The sequence below is a fragment of the Cellulosimicrobium cellulans genome (genome assembly GCF_007679345.1).
Taxonomy (GTDB): Bacteria; Actinomycetota; Actinomycetes; order Actinomycetales; family Cellulomonadaceae; genus Cellulomonas; species Cellulomonas cellulans_A.
In genome coordinates this window covers 26,623-45,891 of the sequence record NZ_VEGH01000018.1, presented here as the reverse complement: position 1 = coordinate 45,891, position 19,269 = coordinate 26,623, and the positions used below count along the sequence as shown (strand labels likewise).

Here is a 19,269-nt window from a genome sequence, read left to right as displayed (position 1 = left end):
GTGCGGCTCCCGCGGTCGTCGTCGGTGGACCGCGTGGAACCCGGCGGAGCGCGCCGACGGGTGCGGCGGCCCGTCCCGGCGGACCGCGTCGGCGAGGAGTCCGGTGCCGCCCAGCCTACCGGCCGGTCGGTCGCGGCCCGGGGCCCGGGTCAGGCCGGGTCGAGCAGCACCCAGATCGCGCGCGCGGCGACCTCGCCGAGCTCGACCGGGCGCGCCTCGGCGGCGGCGCCCACGGCCCCGGCCGCCGCGTCCGCGACCGACCCGCCGTCGAGCGGCGGCAGCACCCGCACCGCGGTCATCCCGGCGAAGTCCCGGCGCTCGACGACCTCGACCCGGGCGTCCAGCACGACGCCGACCGACGCGAGGTAGCGCAGCAGGCCGGGGTCGGCGTCGGAGATGCGGGCGATCCGGCCCGACCCCGAGGTGAGCTCCCAGAGCATGTCCGCGGCCGGCGCGGGCACGGTGCCGTCGGGTGCGGGGATGGGATCGCCGTGCGGGTCGCGGGTGGGGTGGCCGAGGCGGGCGTCGATCCGCTCGACCATGAGGTCCGACACGGCGTGCTCCAGCACCTCGGCCTCGTCGTGCACCTCGTCCCAGGCGTAGCCGAGCTCGCTGACCAGGAACGTCTCGATCAGCCGGTGCCGGCGGACGACCTGCACCGCGTGCCGGACGCCCTCCTCGGTGAGCGTGATCGCCGCGTACGGGGCGTGCTCGACGAGGCCCTGGTCGGCGAGCCGGCGGACGGTCTCCGACACGGTCGAGGCGCCGACGCCGAGCCGCTCGGCGAGCATCTTCGTGGTCACCGGTGCGGACGACCACTCGCGCGCCGTCCAGACGACCTTGAGGTAGTCCTGGGCCACGGAGGTCAGGTCGCTGGTCTCGCTCACGCCGACAAGGTTAGGGCCCCGGGGTCGGCACCCCACGCGTGACCGGGGCACGCCGCCGGCCCCGCCCGGCGCCCGGGTCGCCGGCGGCCCGGCCGACGCCCGGGCTCAGGCCCGGGCGTCCCGCCAGGCCACCCACTGCTCCACCAGGGACAGGTCGTAGTCCGGGCCGCCGACGCCGACCGTGAACAGGGTCACGCCCGCCTCGACCAGCGGCGCGGCCACCTCGGCGGGCGCCGCGCTCACCCCGACGCTGCGCTCGACCAGCGACGCGGTGTCCCGGCCGACGGCCGCGCCGTGCTCGTCGAGGATCGCGCTCTTGCGGGTCAGCGTGTCCAGGTCGCCGAACGAGTGCCACACGTCGGCGTGCTCGGCCACGACGCGCAGCGTCTTCCGCTCGCCGCCACCGCCGATGAGGATCGGGATGTCGCGGGTCGGCGCCGGGTTGCCCGCCGCGAGCCGGGCCTTGATCCGCGGCAGGGCCGACGCCAGCTCGGCGATCCGGGTGCCCGGGGTGCCGAACTCGTAGCCGAACTGGTCGTAGTCCTTCTCGAACCAGCCGGCGCCGACGCCCAGGATCAGGCGGCCGCCGCTGATGTGGTCGACGGTGCGGGCCATGTCGGCCAGCAGCTCGGGGTTCCGGTACGAGTTGCAGGTCACCAGGGCGCCGATCTGCACCCGGCTGGTCTGCTCCGCCCAGGCGCCGAGCATGGTCCAGCACTCGAAGTGCTTGCCGTCCGGGTCGCCGTAGAGCGGGAAGAAGTGGTCCCAGTTGAAGATCACGTCGACGCCCAGGTCCTCGGCGCGGCGGACCGCGTCCCGGATCTGCGCGTAGTCGGCGTGCTGGGGCTGGATCTGGACTCCGATGCGGAGCGGTCGCGTCATGGACAGACCGTACGTCCGCGCGGACGGGCGTGCGCCCGGCGTCTACGCTGGCCGACGCGCCGCACCACGCGCACCGCCGCGCCCGGCCGCGCGCCCGCACCCGATCCCCGGAGGTCCCCATGCCCGCCGCCGACACGTCCGCGCCGATCCCCCTGCGCTGGGTCGGACCCCTGCGGATCAGCGGCAACGTGATGTCCGGCGAGACCGAGGTGCCGCTCGCGACGTACGAGTCGCCGCTGTGGCCGAGCGTCCGCCGCGGCGCCCGGCTGTCGACGATGGTCGAGGGCGGGATCAAGGCCACGCTGGTCGACGAGCGCATGTCCCGCTCCGTGCTGCTGGAGGCCGACGACGCCGAGGCCGCGCTCGCCGCCTGGCAGCACCTGTCCGCCCGCCGCGAGGAGCTGGCGGCGGTCGTCGCGACCACCAGCCGGTTCGCCCGGCTGATCGACCTGCACGTCCAGATCGCCGCGAACCTGCTGTTCGTGCGCTTCGAGCTGACCACCGGCGACGCCTCGGGCCACAACATGGTGACCAACGCGGCCGACACGCTGATGGACCACGTCCTCGCGACCGTCCCGGGCGTCCGGTACGGGTCGATCTCCGGCAACTTCTGCTCCGACAAGAAGGCGACGGCGGTCAACGGCATCCTCGGCCGCGGCAAGAACGTCGTGACCGAGATCGTGCTCCCCCGCCGGCACGTCGAGCGGTTCCTGCACACGACGCCCGAGGCGGTCGTCCAGCTGAACATCCGCAAGAACCTGATCGGCACGATGCTCGCGGGCGGGCTCCGGTCGGCGAACGCGCACTACGCGAACATGCTGCTGGCGTTCTACCTGGCGACCGGCCAGGACGCGGCGAACATCGTCGAGGGCTCCCAGGGCCTGACCCACGCCGAGGTCCGCGACGGAGACCTGTACTTCTCCTGCACGCTGCCGAACCTCATCGTCGGCAGCGTCGGCAACGGCAAGGGCCTCGACTTCGTCGAGGAGAACCTGACCCGCCTGGGCTGCCGCGAGCAGCGCGAGCCCGGCGCCAACGCCCGGCGGCTCGCGGTGCTGTGCGCGGCGACCGTGCTGTGCGGGGAGCTGTCGCTGATGGCCGCGCAGACCAACCCGGGCGAGCTCATGGCCGCGCACCTCACGCTGGAGCGGGGCACCCCCGCCAAGGGCTGACCCCGGCGTGATCGTGACCACGTTCACGAACGGGATGATTCCGGGCGCCGTCGGCGTTCCGTGTGGAGCAGGTGAAGAGTCCCGACGCTCGCTGGTCGGTGCTCGCACGCAGGGCTACAGTCGTCCGGGCCTCGCGTGACCGCCGACGACGGCGGGCCGCACCGCAGGGCCCGTCACCACGCCGGGTCACCGCCCGCGGACGACGTCCAGCCCGAGAGGATCCCACCCCGACATGCAGCTCGGCATCGACGACCTGGCGTTCGCGACCGCGGGCCGGTACCTCGACCTGGCGGACCTGGCGCCCGTGCACGGCGTGGAGCCGGCGAAGTACACGGTGGGCCTCGGCCAGGACCGGATGAGCGTGTGCGCACCGGACGAGGACGTCGTGACGCTGGCCGCGGCGGCCGCGCTCCCGCTCGTGGCGGACCTCGCCGACGACGAGCGCGCCGCGATCCGCACCGTGCTGCTCGCGACCGAGAGCGGCATCGACCAGTCCAAGTCGGCCGGCGTGTACGTGCACCACCTGCTGGGCCTGAACCCCGCCGCGCGCGTCGTGGAGCTCAAGCAGGCCTGCTACTCCGGCACCTCGGCGCTGCAGATGGCCCTCGCGCTCGTCGCCCGGAACCCCGAGCAGAAGGTGCTCGTGATCTGCTCGGACGTCGCCCGGTACGACGTCGGCTCGTCCGGCGAGCCGACGCAGGGCTGCGGCGCCGTCGCGATGCTGGTGACGGCGAACCCGCGGCTGGTCGCGATCGAGCCGGTCTCCGGCCTGCACACCACCGACGTCATGGACTTCTGGCGCCCGAACTACCGCACGACCGCGGTCGTCGACGGCCGGCTGTCGCTGCGCGCCTACACCGACTCCCTCACCGGCGCGTGGCAGGACTTCCGCGCCCAGGGCGGTCCCGAGTTCGGCGACATCGACGCGTTCGTCTACCACCAGCCGTTCACCAAGATGGCCGTCAAGGCGCACGCGCACCTGACCCGCCTGGTCGGCGCCCCGCGGGACGCCGAGGTGATGGACGCGCAGATCGCCGACACCCTGCGGTACAACCGCGCGATCGGGAACTCCTACACCGCGTCGATGTACATCGGCCTCGTGTCGCTGCTCGACCACGCGGCCGAGGACCTGGCCGGGGCGCGGATCGGGTTCTTCTCCTACGGTTCCGGCGCCGTCGGCGAGTTCTTCACCGGCGTGGTGCAGCCCGGCTACCGCGGGCGGCTGCGCACCGCCGCGCACCGCCGCCTGCTCGACGAGCGCGACCGGGTGTCGCACGCCGAGTACCTGCGGATCGTCGCCCCGGTGAACCCGGTCGACGGCGGGGACCACGACGTCGAGCGGCTGACGCGCGGCCCGTTCCGGCTCGCGGCGATCACCGGGCACCAGCGGGTGTACGAGCGCACCGAGGCCGCCTCGGCCGCGGTGGCCTGACCGGCGCTCGTCGCGACATGACCGGGCGGCTCGGGGACGAGGTCGCCAACGCGCTCGCCGTGCGCCTCGAGCACCCCGGTCACGCCCACGTGCGCCTCGGTCGTCAGCGGCTCGCGCCGTCCACCCGGCTGCTCGCGCGCTCGCCCCCGGCCGGGCTGCTGCCCGTGCACCGGTACCGGGCCCTCCCCGGCGCCCGGTAGCCGGCTACTGGTACGTCACCAGGTCCGGCACCGGCTGCACCGCGTAGGTCTGCGCCGGGTCGAGCATCGGCGTGTCCTCGTCGTAGAAGTTCTTCCAGCCCCAGTGCACGTCGGGTGCGCCCTGGTGCAGCGTCGCCCAGGTCCCGGCCTTGGCGGGCTGGGAGCCCTGCCCGTCGGCGTGGACGATCATCGCGAGCTCGTCGTGGCCGGTGTGCAGCCGCTCGCGGTCGGTGATCATCCGCAGCGAGAACTGGTGCAGCAGGAACATCTTCTGCGGCAGCGCGCGGTCGCGCGTGAAGGTGGCGAGCCAGTCGGCGGTGGCGTTCACCTCGTCGATGCCGACGGAGCCGATCTGCCGCAGGTGCACCTGGTCGGGCGCGAGCCGCCACTCCGGGTCGAGCGCCAGCCCGACGTGCGGGTACTCCAGCAGCTCGGCGTACCGCTGCGCCTGGGTGAGGAAGTCGGTGCGCCCGGGCTGCAGGTCGATGACGACCGCCTGCCCCGCCTCCTGGGCCGCCTCGACCAGCGGGCGCAGCTCGTCCACGGACCGGCCCCGGGAGTACGAGCCGTCCGGCTCGGGGGCGGCCGACGCGATGGTGGCGATGATCTCGAGCGTCGGCACCACGGTGTCCGCGGTCAGCGCCCGGTAGGGGGCGGCGGTCTGCTCGGCCCGGGCGATCGTGGCCGGCACGTCCTGCTCCCCCAGCACGCCGAGCGCCGGGGTGCCGGGCGTGCCGTAGAGGGCGACGTACCGCTTGCCGTCGACGCCCGGGGCCGTCGACGCGTCCGGGAAGACGAGCTGGCCGCCGCCGGGCAGCTCGACGCCGGTCGACGCGCTGGCGACGCGGGGACCGAGCCGGGCGGCGTCGCCGAACGACGAGCCCACGGCGACGACGGTGTCCACGCCCGTGAGCGCCCGCACGGTCGCGGACGTGGCGCGCGGGTCCGCCCCGGGCACGTCGACGACGGGCAGGCCGGCGGCGCGGGCGGTCGCGGCGGCGACGGCGGTGCCCGCGGGCGCGGCGTGCGAGTCCACGAGCAGGGCGGCGGCGTCGGCGGCCGCCGGGGGCTCGACCGTGGTCGTCGGCAGGCCCAGCACGTCGCCCTGCCCCGGCGAGGCGTCGGGCGAGCCGGCCGCCGTCGCGGTCTCCGGCTCGCGGCCCGCGCCGCCGGTCGGCTCGGCTCCCGGGGCGCCGGACGGGGACGCCGTCGGGGCTGCGCCGTCGTCGGCCCGCGCCGCGCCGAGCAGCAGCGCCGGCTCCGGCCCGGTGAGCCCCGCGACCGCGGCGACCAGCCCGCGGTCGTCCACCTCCTGCTCCTCCCCGACGGCCAGCCCGAGGTCGGCGAGCGCGGGGTCCCCGGCGTCGACGCCGTAGGTCCGGAGCCCCTCCGGCAGGTCGGCGGCCAGCGCGGCACGCCCGTCGGCGTCGTCGTCGACCACGACCACGTCGGTCGTGCCGAGGCGGTCGAGCTCGTCGGCCACGCCCGCGCCGGCGACCAGCACCGGCGAGCCGAGCGCGACCGCCGCGGTGGCGGCGGGCGCGACGACCGCCGGGGCCTCGTCGGCGACCAGCACCGCCACGGGCGCCTCGGCGAACAGCGCGGCGCTCACCGCGAGCGCCGTCCCTGCCGCCGTCCCGTCCGGCACGACCGTGGTCGGGGCGTCGGGCAGGGTCACGGCGGACCGCAGCGTCACCGCCGACGGGGTCGGGTCGGGGGTGGCGCCGTCGGTCCCGCCGCCGGTGCAGGCGGCGAGCAGGCCGAGCGCGGCCAGCGCGGCGAGGGGACGCCACGGGCGGGCCCAGGGAAGCCGGGCAGGGCGGGTCGGACGGGTCGGGCGGGCGGGTGCGGCGGGCACGGCTCTCCGGGGCCGGGGACACGGGGACTGCGCCACTGTAGGCATCCCCGCCGACACCCGGCGAGGCCGCCGGACCGGCGACCCCGAGAGCCGGGCGGCGACCGCGCCCCGGGTCGGGGATGATCGACGCATGACCCCCGAGCCCACCCAGCAGGAGTTCAGCACCGCCGGCGCCTACGTCACGGGCGGCGAGGAGTTCGTCCGCGACCAGAGCTACATCACGACGCGGATCACCGCCGACGGCCGGGACGGCTACCCGGTCGAGCCCGGCCGGTACCGGCTCGTGGTGTCGCGGGCGTGCCCGTGGGCGAACCGGGCGATCATCGTGCGCCGGCTGCTCGGGCTGGAGGACGTGATCTCGATGGGCGTCTGCGGCCCGACGCACGACGCCCGCTCCTGGACGTTCGACCTCGACCCGGGCGGGGTCGACCCGGTGCTCGGCATCCCGCGCATCCAGGACGCCTACTTCCGGCGGTTCCCGGACTACCCGAAGGGCATCACGGTCCCGGCGATCGTCGACGTGCCGTCGGGGGCGGTCGTGACGAACGACTACGCGCAGCTGACCTTCGACCTGTCGACCGAGTGGACCGCGTACCACCGGGACGGCGCGCCCGACCTGTACCCCGAGCACCTGCGGGACGAGATCGACCAGGTCGCCCGGAAGGTGTTCACCGACGTGAACAACGGCGTGTACCGCTGCGGCTTCGCGGGCTCGCAGGAGGCCTACGACCGCGCCTACCACCGGCTGTTCTCTCGCCTGGACTGGCTGTCGGAGCGGCTGTCGACCCAGCGGTACCTGGTCGGCGACACGATCACCGAGGCCGACGTCCGGCTGTTCACCACGCTGGTCCGGTTCGACGCGGTCTACCACGGGCACTTCAAGTGCAACCGCTCCAAGCTGACCGAGATGCCGGTGCTGTGGGCCTACGCGCGGGACCTGTTCCAGACCCCGGGGTTCGGCGACACGATCGACTTCGACCACATCAAGCGGCACTACTACGTGGTCCACGAGGACATCAACCCGACGCAGATCGTCCCGGCCGGCCCGGACCTGCGGGGCTGGCTGACCGAGCACGGCCGCGAGTCCCTGGGCGGCCGCCCGTTCGGCGACGGCACCCCGCCCGCCCCGGTCCGGGAGCACGAGCGCGTCGACCCGACCCACACCGCGGAGGCGATGGCGGGCTGACCCCGGGCGCGGCCGCCGCGCGAGGTCGAGGGCTTCCCCCGCCGGACCCGCCGGAAACCCTCGACCTCGACGGAAGCGCTCGACCTCGGCCGAGCGCCGGGCCGCGGCTACGCCGCGACGGGGCGGACGCGGACCACGTTGCGCCACGGGTCGTCGAACGTGACCGTCGCGCCGTCGTCGCGCACCGCGACGCCGTGCGCCGCGAGGCGCTCGCGCAGCGCGCCCACGTCGTCGCTGCCGGGGACCACCAGGGTGACCTCGCCCAGGCCGAGGCTGCTCGCCCGCGGGCCGGCACCGGCGGAGTTCCAGGTGTTCATCGCCATGTGGTGGTGGTACCCGCCCGCCGAGACGAACAGCGCGCCGTGCCACTCGGCCATCACGTCGAACCCCAGGGCGTCGACGTAGAACGCACGCGCCCCGGCGACGTCGCCGACCTGCAGGTGCACGTGCCCGACGACGGGCTTCCCGGCCGGGCCCGCCAGCGCGGCGTCGGTGACGTGGCCCTGGATGAACGCGTTCGGGTCGAGCCGCAGCGAGTCCATCAGCACCCGCCCCTGCTCGTCGTAGCCCCACAGGTCCCGCGCGCGGTCCCAGTACAGCTCGACCCCGTTGCCCTCCGGGTCGGTGAGGTAGAACGCCTCGGACACCAGGTGGTCCGCGCTGCCGACGAAGGTGTGCGGGGCGCGGGCGGCGACCGACGCGAGCGTGGCGGCCAGCGCCTCCTGGGTGTCGAACAGGATCGCGGTGTGGAACAGGCCGGCCTGGCCGCGGCTCGTGGGCGGCAGGTCCGGGGTGTGCCGGAGCACCATCAGCGGCTGGGTGCCCCGCCCGAGGACGACGACGTCGGGGCGGCCGACGCCCTCGATGCGCTCGTCCGGGCGCTCGACGACCTGCAGGCCGAGCACGTCGCGGTAGTACCGCAGCTGGACGTCGAGGTCGCCGACCAGCAGGGTCACGGGCCCCATCGCGGTGTCGGCGGCGAGGCGGTCGAGGGCGGGGCGGGGGTCGGCGGTGGTCATGCCGACCACGATAGTTGAGCCTTCAACGGTTGTCGAGACACGCGTCGACCTCCGAGCGCGCGAGAGCCACCCGGCCGCGTGCCGGGCCGTGCGGGGGGGGCGTCAGCCCCGGCGCTGCAGGTCGTTCCGGCCGAAGTCCGTGAGGAACCGCGGCCCGCGCTCGCGCAGCTCCGCCTCGTACTCCCCCGCCCAGCCCCGGTACGGCACCCGCGCCAGGCCGTCGTTGGCGAACCGGGCGTCGTCGGTCACCTCGGACTCGCAGAACGCCGGGATCTGCAGGTCGGTGACGGGTCCGGACCGCTCGCACTCGGCGATCACGAGCGGCGCGTTCGGGCCGCCGAAGACGTCCACCACCCAGCCGTCCGCGCCCAGCCACACGGAGTACCGGTTCTTCACGATGCGGTGCCCGCCGCGGCGGATCATCTCGGTGCCCACGAGCACGTCGATCTCCCGCTCCGCCTCGTACCGGGTGCCGACGTTCATCGGGCCCTTGAGCGTGACGGCGCAGAACTCGAACCGGTCGCCGACCTCGTCGAGCACGTCCAGCGGGTCCGCGTCGGGCCCGAGCGGCAGCCGTACCCCGGACGCCTGCACCCGCAGCCGCAGCGCGTAGCCGTCCTGGGCCAGGAAGTAGGACTGGACGATCAGCACCGGGTCGGGCTCGGAGAGCAGCTCCATCGGCGGCGTCCGCACGAAGAACCGGCGCTCGAACTCGAAGTCGCCGTACCCGGTGTCGCTCACCACGCCCTCCTCGCGCCGGTCGGGTGCGGCGGGGCTCCGCCGCTGGTCCGCTGCGGGCCACGCTACGCGACGGGCGCCAGGGTCAGGCCGCGGCGCGCAGGTCCATCCCGAGCGTCCGGCCCCACGGGTGCGCCTGGACCTGCCGGAAGCCGACCCGGTCGTAGAACGCGATCGCCCCGGCGTTCTGCTCCGCCACCCCGAGGTGCAGCCCGGGCACGCCGCGCTCGCGCAGGGCGCCGGCGAGCGTCTCGATCAGCGTCCGGCCGAGCCCGCGCCCCTGGGCACGGGGCAGCAGGTCGATGTGCAGGTGCGCGGGGTACCGGTCCGTGACCGCGGGGTCGTACCGCGCGCCGTCGTGGACGGTGCCGAGCAGCTCGTGGTCCCGGTAGCCGGCGACCTCGGGGCGCCGCGGGTACCGCTCGCGCAGCGGTGGCCACCACGCCGACTCCTGCCAGCGGGCGAACGCCTGGGAGTCGGCGGTGCCCACCACGTAGCCGGCGACGCCCGCGTCGTCGGTGACCACCCAGGTCAGCGTCGGGTCCGCGACCGGGTACGGCGCCGCGTACACGTGCCCGAGCAGGTCGGGGTCGCGGTACACCGGCGTCGCGTCAGTCCCCGCGTCGCCCGTCAGCAGGCACACGCGGTACATCCCCGGCAGGTCGCACGTCGCGAACGGTCTCACCCGCATGACCAGGGACCCTACCGGCCCGCCGGTCCCGCACCAGCAGCACCCCGCCGAGCACCAGCGCGCCGCCCACGACCTGGGCCGCCCCGAGCACGTACCCGGTGGCCGTGCTGATCAGCACCGTGAACACCGTGATGAGGTTGAGGTACGACCCCGCCTCGGCGGGCGGCACCCGGCGCAGCGCCAGGTTCCACAGCAGGTAGGAGCCGACCGACGGCAGCACCGCGATCACGACCAGCGCGACGGTCGCGTCCCGGCCCGTCGGCCAGTGCACGTGCCCGGTCGCGGCGAACGGCGCCATGACCACGGCCGCGATCGCGGCCTGGACGGCCGTCGAGGCGATCGGCGGCACCCCCGCCAGCCCGCGGCCGCCGACGGTGTACACGCTCCACACGACGATCGCGCCGACCATCAGCAGGTCGCCGACGTTCAGCTCCAGCGCCGTCAGCGCCGCGAGCCGGCCGCCGGTGAGCACCACCAGCACCCCGAGCAGCCCCACGAGCATGCCCGCCACCGCCCGGCCCGACGGGGCGCGGTGGGCCACGACCGACCCGAGCAGCGCGATCAGCGCGGGGTTGAGGGCGTTCACCAGCGACGCGTTCACCGACGACGTGTGCTGCAGCGCGGTGTAGACGAACAGCGCGTACCCGATCATGCCGAGCAGCGCCAGCACCACCTGCCGCGGCCACGTCCGGAGGACGGCGCGCCAGTCCGGTCGCTCGACGACCTGGGCGATCACGGCGAGCGGCACGGCCGCGAGCGCCCAGCGCAGGGCGGTCAGGCTCACCGGGGTCAGCTCCCGCACGGCGACGGCGCCCAGCACGTAGTTGCCCGCCCAGAACAGCGTGGCTCCGACGAGGGCGAGGACGGGGCCGGTGCGGGCGGGCAGGTGCACCCGCGGAGGATACGTGGCTCACCCGCGGCGCCGGTCATCCCCGGGGGCGCGCGTGCCGACACACTCCGCATGGGCAGCTCCGGCTCGCGGACGCCCCGGCTGTACGCCACCCGGGGCCACCTGGCGTGCGCCCTGGGCCTGATGGCGGTGCTCGTGCTGGGCGGCGGGCTGTGGCCGCTGAGCCCGCAGTCGCCCGTGCGCCTGTGGTTCGCCGCGTCGGGGCTGCTCGCGGCGCTGGCGGTCGGCGTGCAGGTGCTCCCCGCCCGCCGCTGGACCATGCCCGGCGCGCTGGCCGTGGCCCTGGCGGGCGCGGGGGTGCTGCTCGCGTCCTGCCGGACCGCCGAGGGGCTGGTCGTGCTGTCCATCGGGGTGATGACCGCCGCGCAGTACGCGGCGTACGCGTTCCGGGCCCGGGTCGCCGCGCCGCTCGTGGCCGGGGCGATCGTGGCCGTGACCGCCGGCATGGTGCTGGCGCCGGTGCCGTTCCACGCGCTGACCTGGCTGGTGGTCGTGATCATGACCGTCGCGAGCACGTCGCTGCTCGGGCACGTGACGCACTGGCTGCGCCGGCACGCGACCACCGACGACCTCACGGGCGCGCTGAACCGCGCCGCGGTGCTCGAGCGGCTGGAGGGCCGGCTCCGGGAGGCCCGCCGCGCCGGCGCGCCGCTGGCGGTGGTGTCCGCCGACGTCGACGACTTCAAGGCCGTGAACGACACCCGGGGCCACCTCGCCGGCGACGACGTGCTCGTGGCGCTCGTCGCGTCGTGGCGCGGCCCGGCGGCGGGCCGCGCCGTCGTGGGCCGGGTCGGCGGCGACGAGTTCGTCATCGTGCTGCCGGGTCACGACGCCGCCGCGGCGGAGCGCTGGGTCGCGGCGGCGCGCACGCGCTGCCCGACGCCGTGGAGCGCCGGGATCGCGGCCGCCCGGGCCGGGGACGGCGCGCGGGACCTGCTCGCCCGCGCGGACGTGGCGCTCTACGAGGCCAAGCGGACCCGGCGTCGGCCCGTCCCGGGCCCGGGCACGCGCGGGGACCGGCACCCGGACGCGCCTACCGACCGGCTCCCCCACCAGGGCCGCTGACCTTCCGCCGACCCGGCACCCGGCCGCATACTGCACCGGGCGACCGCCCGAGGCACGGACCGAGCGGAGCAGGCGCATGGGGGCTGGGACCGGCACGCCCGAGGTCAGCGTGGTCGTGTGCACCCGCGACGGCGCGGGGCGGCTGCGGCCGACGCTGGACCACCTCGGGGCGGCCCTGGACGAGGCCGGGCGGGCCGGGCTGCCGGCGGAGGTCGTCGTCGTGGACAACGGCTCGACCGACGGCACCCCCGACGTGCTCGCCGCCGCCGCGGGGCGCGACCCGCGGCTGCGCGTCGTGCCCGAGCCGCGCGCCGGCATCGCCCGCGCGCGGAACGCGGGGGTCGCCGCAGCCGTCGCGCCCGTCGTGCTGTTCACCGACGACGACGTGCACGTCCCGCCGCACTGGGTCCGGTCGATGGCCGCACCGCTGCGCCGCGGCGAGGCCGACCTGGTGGGCGGGGCCGTCAGCCTGGCGCCGCACCTGCACCGCGACTGGCTGAGTCCCGCCCTCGCCGCGGCCTACTTCGCCGTCGTGCCCGAGCCACCCGTGGTCGGCCGCGAGTTCGCCGCCGCCAGCATCGGCGCCACCCGGGCGGTGCTGGACGCCGTGCCGTTCGACGAGGCGCTGGGCACCGCCCGCTACCCCGGCGCGGAGGACACGGTGTTCCGGCTGGACGTCCTCGCCGCGGGCTTCCGGCAGGCGGCGGTCGCGGGCGCCACCGTCGAGCACCACCCCGACCCCGGCCGGCTCGACCCGGCGCGGCTCGCGGAGCAGGCGACCGGACGCGGGCGGGGCGAGGCGTACCTGGCGCACCACCTGCTCGGGAAGCGGCCGTCCGCGGCGGAGTCGGCGGCCAAGCTGGCGGCGACCCGGGCGCTGCTGCTGGCGCGGGGCGCCGCACCGGGCGCCGCGGTCGACGAGGAGACGCTGCGCCTGCGCCGCCGGGTGGCGTTCCACCGCGAGCTGCTGGCCCTGCGCCGCGCGTCGGGCCGCCGCGTCTGACCACCGTCCCGCGCGCGCGCTCAGACCGCGAAGCGGGCGGCCTCGTCCGGGGCCAGCGCGTGCGCGACCCGCGCCAGCATCTCCTCCGACATCGCCGGCATCGCGTCCACCGGGAACCACCGGGCCTCGGTGTTCTCCCCGTCGCCCGGGCCGGGCTCGCCCGACACCCAGCGGAACCGGAACGTCAGGTCCAGGTACTGCGACCGGTCGCCGTTCGCGTACTGCATGGGCGGCAGCGTGTGCACCCACGCGAGCCGCTCGGCCACCGCCACGACCTCGGTCTCCTCGAGCACCTCCCGCGCGCCCGCCACGGCCGGCTCCTCCCCCGGGTCGATGATCCCGGTGACCGGCGTCCAGGCCCCGTTGTCCGCGCGCCGCACCAGCAGCACCTCGTCGCGGCCGTCGGCACCGGGTCGCACCACGACGGCGCTCACCCCCGACAGCCAGAGCAGGTCGTGCCCGATGCGGGCGCGGAGGTCGAGGACGAAGTCGGGGGTCGGCACGCCCCCGATGCTAGGCGTCCGGGACCGCCACCCGGGTGGACCTGCGGTCCCACCGGGCGGGCCGGCCCGACCCGGTGCTAGCGTCCGGCGCCGATGGTCACCACGCTGCGCGCCGCGCTGTCCCTCCGCATGCTCGCCGGCTTCTACGTCGTCGCCGTCGGGCTCGCCGTCCTCCTCGGCTGGCTCAGCGTGCTGGCGTTCACCAACGACCAGGCCCGGGGCGCCGGCTACCTGGCGCTGTTCGCGATCATCCTCGTCGTCGGGATCGTCTCCGCGCTGTGGAAGGTCGCGCGCGCGAAGGCCGCCCCGCCGCACGGCGTCGAGGTGCCGCCGCAGTCCGCGCCGGAGCTCTGGACCGTCGTCCGGGAGCTCGCGGCCGCCGCGCACACCCGCGCCCCCGACGAGATCCGCCTGGTCCCCGACGTCAACGCCGCCGTCTCCGAGGAGGCCCGGCTGCTGGGCCTGGTCGGCGGCCGGCGGCGGATGTACCTCGGCGTCCCGCTCCTGCAGGCGCTGGACGTCGCGATGCTCCGCTCCGTGCTGTCCCACGAGCTCGGCCACTACTCCCGGAACCACACCCGGCTCGGCCCCCTGGCCTACCGCGGCCGCGCGATGGTCCTCGCGACCGTCCAGGCCACGTCGGGCTCGGTCGTCGGCTGGCTGCTCGCGGGGTACGCCCGGCTCTACCTGCTGGTGTCCGCGGCGGTCAGCCGCCGCCAGGAGCTGGAGGCGGACGAGATCAGCGTGGCCGTCGCGGGTCGGGAGGTCGCCCAGCAGTCCCTGCGCGAGGTCGAGGTCGTGTCGGCCGCGTGGCAGCACTACACCGGCGTGTACGTGGCGCCCGCGTTCGAGGTCGGCCTGGCCCCCACCGCGCCGGCGTTCTTCGGCGGGTTCGACGCCCTGCTGCACGCCCGCGCCGACGAGCTCGCCGACCTGCGCCGGCAGGCCCCCGACGCCACGCAGTCCCGCTGGGACAGCCACCCGTCGCACGCCGCCCGGATCGCCGCGATGGACCGGGTGCCCGACGTGCACCGGGCGCGGGACACCCGGCGCGCGACCCTCCTGGTCCCGGGCTTCCCGGACGCCGCGGCGATGGTCGCCGAGGGTTCGCTGCGGTTCGAGGACCGGACCCTGCTCGACTGGCCCGCGCTCGGCGAGGCGGCCACCACCCGGAACCGGCAGCGCACCGCGGACGCGGTCTACCGCGCGGCGGCCCGGCTCGCGGGGCTGCCGCGGGCGACGCTCGCGACCGTGCTCGGGCTGGTCGCCCAGGGCCGCGGACCGGAGCTCGCGCTGGAGCTCGGCCTGGCCCCCGAGCCCGCGGCGCCGGGTGCCGCCCGACCGGGAGCGGTGCCGCCCGGAGCCCCGCAGCCCGCGCTCCCCGCCGGCGGGCCCGCCCCGGACGAGGACGCCGGCACGCTCGTCGACGCGCTCCAGGTCGTCGTGTGCTCCGCGGCCGTGCAGGCCGGCATCGGCCGCTGGGAGCAGCCCTGGGTCGGCGGCCCCCGCCTGGTCGACCTGTCGGGCGTGCCGATCGACCCGCGCCCGCTGGCCGTGCTCGCCGCCGACCCGCGCACCGTCGGGGACGCCCGCCGCCACCTCGCGGCGCTCCGGGTCGACGTCGACCGCGCGGGCCAGGCCGCGGCGCAGGCGGACGCGCTCGGGGCGTCGCTGCTCGGCGGCGTGGCGTCGGTCGCCGTCGACGGGGCCCGGCACGACGTGCTCGTGCTGGACGAGGGCCTGGTGCTGGTCCCGGCGCCGCGGCGCGGGTCCGGTCGCAAGCGGCTGGTCGCGCTCGTCGAGGGTGCCTCCGTCGGCGAGCTCGCCGCCCGGTTCCGCTACCTGCCGTTCGAGGAGGTCGCGACGGCGAAGGTCCGGGGCAAGGTGCCGCTGCGGGCGACCCTGGTGCTCAAGCGCGGCGGGACCGTGCGGCTGAAGGGCCGCTACGGGGCGGAGAAGCTGGCGGACAACTCCGAGGCCGTCCTCGCGGCCGCGGTCCTGAGCCTGCGCCGCGCGGCCCCGGCCCCCGCCCGGGTCTGATCCCCCGGGCCGCCTGCAGTCAGCCCCGCGGGACCTCGTCGCGCCAGGAGTGCTGCGGCTCGAAGCCCAGCAGCGCCCGGGCGCCGTCGATCGCCAGCAGCGTCTCGTGCGTCCCGAGCTCCTTGCGCACCGGGACGCCCGGGAACTCCGCCGCGAGCAGGTCGGCCGACGGGGTGTCCATGATCGTGTCGGCCGCGGCGATGATGACGTTCTGCGAGCCGGTCGTCTCCACCTCGAGCGCCAGCCGGAACGCCGTCGCCGCGTCCCGCGCGTCGATGTAGCCCCAGAGGTTCCACCGCCGCTTCGCCGGGTCGTCCTGGAACGACGGCACCGCGGCGTAGGCCTCGGCCGGGAACACGTTCGACAGCCGGAGCCCGACGAACGGGATGCCCGACCACTCCGCGACCTGCGCGGCGAGGTCCTCGCTCAGCACCTTCGACAGCGCGTAGGTCGTCGTCGGGTGCGGGAAGTGCGCCTCGTCGACCGGGGCGTACCGCGGCGGCACGTCGAACGGCAGCCCGAGCGTCGTCTCGCTCGACGCCCACGCCACCTTGCGCAGCCCGAGGCGCTGCGCCGCGAGGAACACGTTCGCGTTGGCGGCCATGTTGCGGTTGAAGGTGTCCGGCGGCGACTCCATCCCCGGCTGCGGGATGTTGGCCAGGTGCACCACCGCGGAGCAGCCCGCGAGCGCCTCGACGGCCTGCCCGTAGTCGGTGAGCTCCGCACGGAGCACGTCCACGCCCAGCCCGGCGCGCTCCCCGAACGGGCCCTGGGCGTCGGACGCCTGCACCCGGTACCCGTGCGCGAGCAGGTCCTGCACCACCGCGCGGCCCACCTTGCCCAGCGCGCCGGTCACGGCGACGGTCTCGGTCATGGCGGCATCCTCGCCCGGCGACGGCCACCCGTCCACCGCGGACGCGCGCGTCGCCGTCCGCGGGTCAGCGCACCGGCAGGCCCGCCACCCCGGGCGCCGGGTCGGTCGCGAGCCGGGCGTGCGTCTCGACGTCGAACCGCTCGGCGCCGTACCGCAGCTTCGCCCGCTCGATCCCCTCGGCGGGGTAGCCGGCCCGCGTCGCGACCCGGCACGACGCCGGGTTGTTGACCCGGTGCCCCAGCTCCAGCCGGAACGTCCCGAGCTCGCGGACGGCCCACGAGGACGCACCGACCAGCGCGGCGACCGCGAGCCCGCGGCCCCGGTGCGTCGCCGCGAGCCAGTACGACACCCAGGCCGTCGCGTGCACCTCGTCGACCGCGCCGATCCCGACGTTGCCCACGACGAGCCCGTCCACCGCCACGGCGAAGGCGTACGACCGCGGCCCGCGCGGCGCCAGGTGCCGGCGGACGTACGCGGCCGCGGCCTCGTCCGTCGACAGGTCCGCCCCGCCGGTCTGGCGGGCCAGGTCCGCGTCGCCCGCCACCGCCGCGCGCAGCGCCGGGGCGTCGTCCGCCGTCCACGGGCGCAGCACGGCCCCGGGGCCGGTCCCGACGCCCGCACGCCGGGCCGGGTCCGCGCCGTCCGCCTCCCGCCCGGCGCTCACCGCCGCACGTCCGTCGTCACTCCCAGGGCCGGGTCGCGAGCGCCGCCAGGTCGACGACCCGCCCGCCGGCCACGACCGCCGCGCGCGGCACGCGCCGCACCAGCGCGTCCATCGGGTTCTCCGCGTCGAGCAGCACCACGTCCGCGCGGGCCCCGGGCACCAGGTCGTGCACCTCGTCGGTGACGAACGCCGCCCCGTCCCGGGTCGCGAGCTGGACGACCCGCCGCAGGTCCTCGTCCCGCACCACGCCGCCGGCACGCGCGTACTGCCAGGCGATGCCGAGCAGGTCGCCGTCGCCGTACGGGCTCCACAGGTCGCGGATGCCGTCCGTGCCGAACCCGAACCTGACCCCGGCGGCGTCCATCTCGGCGAGCGGGAGCTGCCGCATCCGCACCGGGGCCACCGTCGTCATCGTCACGCCGAGCGCGCCCATCCGGTCGAGCAGGTCGCGGCGCCGCGCGGGGTCGACGTCGACCACGGCGAACCCGTGCGCCACGTTGACCTTGCCCGGGGCGATCCCGTCCCGCTCGACCCGGTCCAGGATCAGGTCGATCTCGAACGCGCCCAGGTCCCCGGGCTCGTGCAGGTGGATGTCGAGGCCGCAGCCGTGCTCGGCGGCGATCCGGAACAGCCCGTCGAGCTGCCCCACCGGGTCGCGGTCGATCAGCGCCGGGTCGAGGCCGCCGACGTGCTCCGCACCCGCTCGCGCCGCCCGGTCCAGCAGCTCCAGCACGCCGGGGCACCGCAGCACGCCGTCCTGCGGGAACGCCACGACCGTCAGCTCGACCGCCCCGTCCAGCGCCGCGGCGGCCTCGCGCACCGCCTCGATCCCCCGCAGCCCGAGCCCGAGGTCGACGTCCACGTGCGTGCGCACGCGGGTGGTGCCGGTGCGCAGGTACTCCCGCAGCACCCGCTCGGCGACCGGGGCGCTCGGGATGCCGAGCTCGTCGCGGCGCGCCCGCTCGTGGGCGATCCGCCCCTGGGTGCCGCCCTCGCCGCCGTAGGACTGCCACGGCAGGCCCCACCAGCTCTTGTCGGCGTGCGCGTGCGTGTTCACCAGCCCGGGCAGCGCCAGCAGGCCGCGCCCCTCGACCACCTCGGCGCCCGGCGCGGGCTGCGCGGAGCCGGCCGGGCGCACCCAGGCGATCCGGTCCCCCGCGACCCCCACGTCGGCGGGAGCACCGCCCCACGGCCGCACGTCCCGGATCACCGTCGTCGCGTCGTCGTCCACCACCCGGCCATCGTGCCAGGTCGCACCGACCGGGTCGGCGACCGGCTCCGGGCGGCCCCCTGCGGTCGCGGGCACGGCCCGGCGGACTTACGTTGCCCGCATCGAGGCCGTCCGGACCGCCCGCGGCCGGACGGCCGCACCGCCGCACCAGGACCGGGGCGGCGCCGAGCCGAGGAGCATCCCCCCATGAGCACCTCCGACGACCCCCGCACCACCCCCGACCGACCGGGCGAGGGCGCGCACGTCGCGCCGGCCCCGACGGGCGACCCCGCCGCGGCCGACCCCGCCGCCGCCGAGGCGCTCGCGCGCGACCGGCACGCCGTCGTCGCCCGCGAGAAGGAGGAGTACGGCGGCATGAAGTTCGGCTCGGCGTTCTTCGGCTGGCTCACCGCCACCGGGACCGCCGTGCTGCTCACCGCGCTCGCGGCCGCCGCGGGCGCCGCCGTCGGCGTCGCGAACGACACCTCGGTCGGCGAGGCCGCCGACCAGGCCGCCTCCGACCCCACCTCGATCGGGCTGGTCGGCGCGATCGTGCTCGCGGTCGTCCTGTTCGTCGCCTACTACTGCGGCGGGTACGTCGCGGGCCGGATGGCCCGGTTCGACGGGGCGAAGCAGGGCGTGGCCGTGTGGCTGTGGGCCGTGCTGATCGCCGTCGTCGTCGCGGTCGCGGCGCTCGTCGCCGGGGACCAGTACGACGTGCTCGGCCGGCTCGACAGCTTCCCGCGCATCCCGGTCGCCGAGGGCGACCTCACCACCGGCGGCATCATCGCGCTGCTCGTCGTCGCCGTGGTCAGCCTGCTCGGCGCGGTGGCCGGCGGGCTCGCGGGCATGCGGTTCCACCGGAAGGTCGACCGGGCGGGCCTGGGCGGCTGACCGCGGCGGGCCGCGCGGCCCGGCACCGGGCCGACCGCGCG

The 19,269-nt window shown here is 76.5% G+C and carries 19 protein-coding genes; 8 read left to right on the top strand and 11 right to left on the bottom strand.

Features of this window, described 5'->3' with window-relative positions:
* Positions 1 to 149: 149 nt before the first annotated feature.
* Both FS882_RS18880 and FS882_RS18875 read right to left on the bottom strand, forming a co-directional pair.
* Complete coding sequence (locus FS882_RS18880) at positions 150 to 887, bottom strand: metal-dependent transcriptional regulator (RefSeq protein WP_262348409.1); 738 nt, start codon at positions 885 to 887, stop codon at positions 150 to 152.
* Between the two features lie 105 nt (positions 888 to 992).
* Positions 993 to 1,769: an LLM class F420-dependent oxidoreductase gene (locus tag FS882_RS18875; RefSeq protein WP_158375478.1), complete on the bottom strand. Its 777-nt coding sequence runs from the start codon at positions 1,767 to 1,769 to the stop codon at positions 993 to 995.
* Positions 1,770 to 1,888: 119 nt separating this feature from the next.
* Here FS882_RS18875 and FS882_RS18870 point away from each other — a divergent pair, with 119 nt between their 5' ends.
* The 3 genes from FS882_RS18870 to FS882_RS18860 all read left to right on the top strand — a co-directional run bounded on the left by FS882_RS18870 (position 1,889) and on the right by FS882_RS18860 (position 4,573).
* Positions 1,889 to 2,941, top strand: a complete 1,053-nt coding sequence (locus FS882_RS18870) for a hydroxymethylglutaryl-CoA reductase (protein WP_158375476.1) — start codon at positions 1,889 to 1,891, stop codon at positions 2,939 to 2,941.
* Between the two features lie 232 nt (positions 2,942 to 3,173).
* Positions 3,174 to 4,373: a hydroxymethylglutaryl-CoA synthase gene (locus FS882_RS18865; RefSeq protein ID WP_158375474.1), complete on the top strand. Its 1,200-nt coding sequence runs from the start codon at positions 3,174 to 3,176 to the stop codon at positions 4,371 to 4,373.
* A 17-nt stretch (positions 4,374 to 4,390) separates the two neighbouring features.
* On the top strand, positions 4,391 to 4,573 hold the full coding sequence (locus FS882_RS18860; protein WP_158375472.1) for a hypothetical protein: 183 nt from the start codon (positions 4,391 to 4,393) through the stop codon (positions 4,571 to 4,573).
* A gap of 4 nt (positions 4,574 to 4,577) precedes the next feature.
* On the opposite strand, the gene FS882_RS18855 is transcribed toward FS882_RS18860, so the two are convergent.
* Positions 4,578 to 6,431: a hypothetical protein gene (locus FS882_RS18855; protein WP_262348408.1), complete on the bottom strand. Its 1,854-nt coding sequence runs from the start codon at positions 6,429 to 6,431 to the stop codon at positions 4,578 to 4,580.
* A 130-nt stretch (positions 6,432 to 6,561) separates the two neighbouring features.
* Between FS882_RS18855 and FS882_RS18850 the strand changes: the two genes are divergently transcribed.
* Positions 6,562 to 7,617, top strand: a complete 1,056-nt coding sequence (locus tag FS882_RS18850) for a glutathione S-transferase family protein (protein ID WP_158375470.1) — start codon at positions 6,562 to 6,564, stop codon at positions 7,615 to 7,617.
* A 107-nt stretch (positions 7,618 to 7,724) separates the two neighbouring features.
* Here FS882_RS18850 and FS882_RS18845 read toward each other — a convergent pair whose 3' ends face one another.
* The 4 genes from FS882_RS18845 to FS882_RS18830 form a co-directional block, all read right to left on the bottom strand.
* Positions 7,725 to 8,636, bottom strand: a complete 912-nt coding sequence (locus FS882_RS18845; RefSeq protein WP_158375468.1) for a VOC family protein — start codon at positions 8,634 to 8,636, stop codon at positions 7,725 to 7,727.
* 102 nt (positions 8,637 to 8,738) lie between these two features.
* Positions 8,739 to 9,377 carry a hypothetical protein gene (locus tag FS882_RS18840; RefSeq protein WP_158375466.1) on the bottom strand — a complete coding sequence of 213 codons (639 nt, stop codon included), beginning with the start codon at positions 9,375 to 9,377 and terminating at the stop codon, positions 8,739 to 8,741.
* A gap of 82 nt (positions 9,378 to 9,459) precedes the next feature.
* Positions 9,460 to 10,026 carry a GNAT family N-acetyltransferase gene (locus tag FS882_RS18835; RefSeq protein ID WP_262348414.1) on the bottom strand — a complete coding sequence of 189 codons (567 nt, stop codon included), beginning with the start codon at positions 10,024 to 10,026 and terminating at the stop codon, positions 9,460 to 9,462.
* On the bottom strand, positions 9,986 to 10,957 hold the full coding sequence (locus FS882_RS18830) for a DMT family transporter (protein ID WP_262348407.1): 972 nt from the start codon (positions 10,955 to 10,957) through the stop codon (positions 9,986 to 9,988). The genes FS882_RS18835 and FS882_RS18830 overlap by 41 nt, the downstream gene beginning before the upstream one ends.
* A 69-nt stretch (positions 10,958 to 11,026) precedes the next feature.
* Here FS882_RS18830 and FS882_RS18825 point away from each other — a divergent pair, with 69 nt between their 5' ends.
* Both FS882_RS18825 and FS882_RS18820 read left to right on the top strand, forming a co-directional pair.
* Positions 11,027 to 12,040, top strand: coding sequence for a GGDEF domain-containing protein (locus FS882_RS18825; protein ID WP_158375462.1), 1,014 nt, complete (start codon positions 11,027 to 11,029; stop codon positions 12,038 to 12,040).
* 76 nt (positions 12,041 to 12,116) lie between these two features.
* The gene (locus tag FS882_RS18820) at positions 12,117 to 13,043 is read left to right on the top strand and encodes a glycosyltransferase family 2 protein (protein ID WP_158375460.1); all 927 of its coding nucleotides are present in this window, start codon (positions 12,117 to 12,119) and stop codon (positions 13,041 to 13,043) included.
* 20 nt (positions 13,044 to 13,063) lie between these two features.
* On the opposite strand, the gene FS882_RS18815 is transcribed toward FS882_RS18820, so the two are convergent.
* Positions 13,064 to 13,546, bottom strand: a complete 483-nt coding sequence (locus tag FS882_RS18815; RefSeq protein ID WP_158375458.1) for an NUDIX hydrolase — start codon at positions 13,544 to 13,546, stop codon at positions 13,064 to 13,066.
* Positions 13,547 to 13,639: 93 nt separating this feature from the next.
* Here FS882_RS18815 and FS882_RS18810 point away from each other — a divergent pair, with 93 nt between their 5' ends.
* Complete coding sequence (locus FS882_RS18810) at positions 13,640 to 15,586, top strand: M48 family metallopeptidase (protein ID WP_158375456.1); 1,947 nt, start codon at positions 13,640 to 13,642, stop codon at positions 15,584 to 15,586.
* Positions 15,587 to 15,605: 19 nt separating this feature from the next.
* Here FS882_RS18810 and FS882_RS18805 read toward each other — a convergent pair whose 3' ends face one another.
* The 3 genes from FS882_RS18805 to FS882_RS18795 all read right to left on the bottom strand — a co-directional run bounded on the left by FS882_RS18805 (position 15,606) and on the right by FS882_RS18795 (position 18,358).
* On the bottom strand, positions 15,606 to 16,460 hold the full coding sequence (locus tag FS882_RS18805) for an NAD-dependent epimerase/dehydratase family protein (protein WP_158375454.1): 855 nt from the start codon (positions 16,458 to 16,460) through the stop codon (positions 15,606 to 15,608).
* 64 nt (positions 16,461 to 16,524) lie between these two features.
* On the bottom strand, positions 16,525 to 17,124 hold the full coding sequence (locus FS882_RS18800; RefSeq protein ID WP_262348406.1) for a GNAT family N-acetyltransferase: 600 nt from the start codon (positions 17,122 to 17,124) through the stop codon (positions 16,525 to 16,527).
* 16 nt (positions 17,125 to 17,140) lie between these two features.
* Positions 17,141 to 18,358 carry an amidohydrolase family protein gene (locus FS882_RS18795; protein ID WP_222848264.1) on the bottom strand — a complete coding sequence of 406 codons (1,218 nt, stop codon included), beginning with the start codon at positions 18,356 to 18,358 and terminating at the stop codon, positions 17,141 to 17,143.
* 183 nt (positions 18,359 to 18,541) lie between these two features.
* Between FS882_RS18795 and FS882_RS18790 the strand changes: the two genes are divergently transcribed.
* Positions 18,542 to 19,228: a hypothetical protein gene (locus tag FS882_RS18790; RefSeq protein WP_262348405.1), complete on the top strand. Its 687-nt coding sequence runs from the start codon at positions 18,542 to 18,544 to the stop codon at positions 19,226 to 19,228.
* Positions 19,229 to 19,269 lie beyond the last annotated feature (41 nt).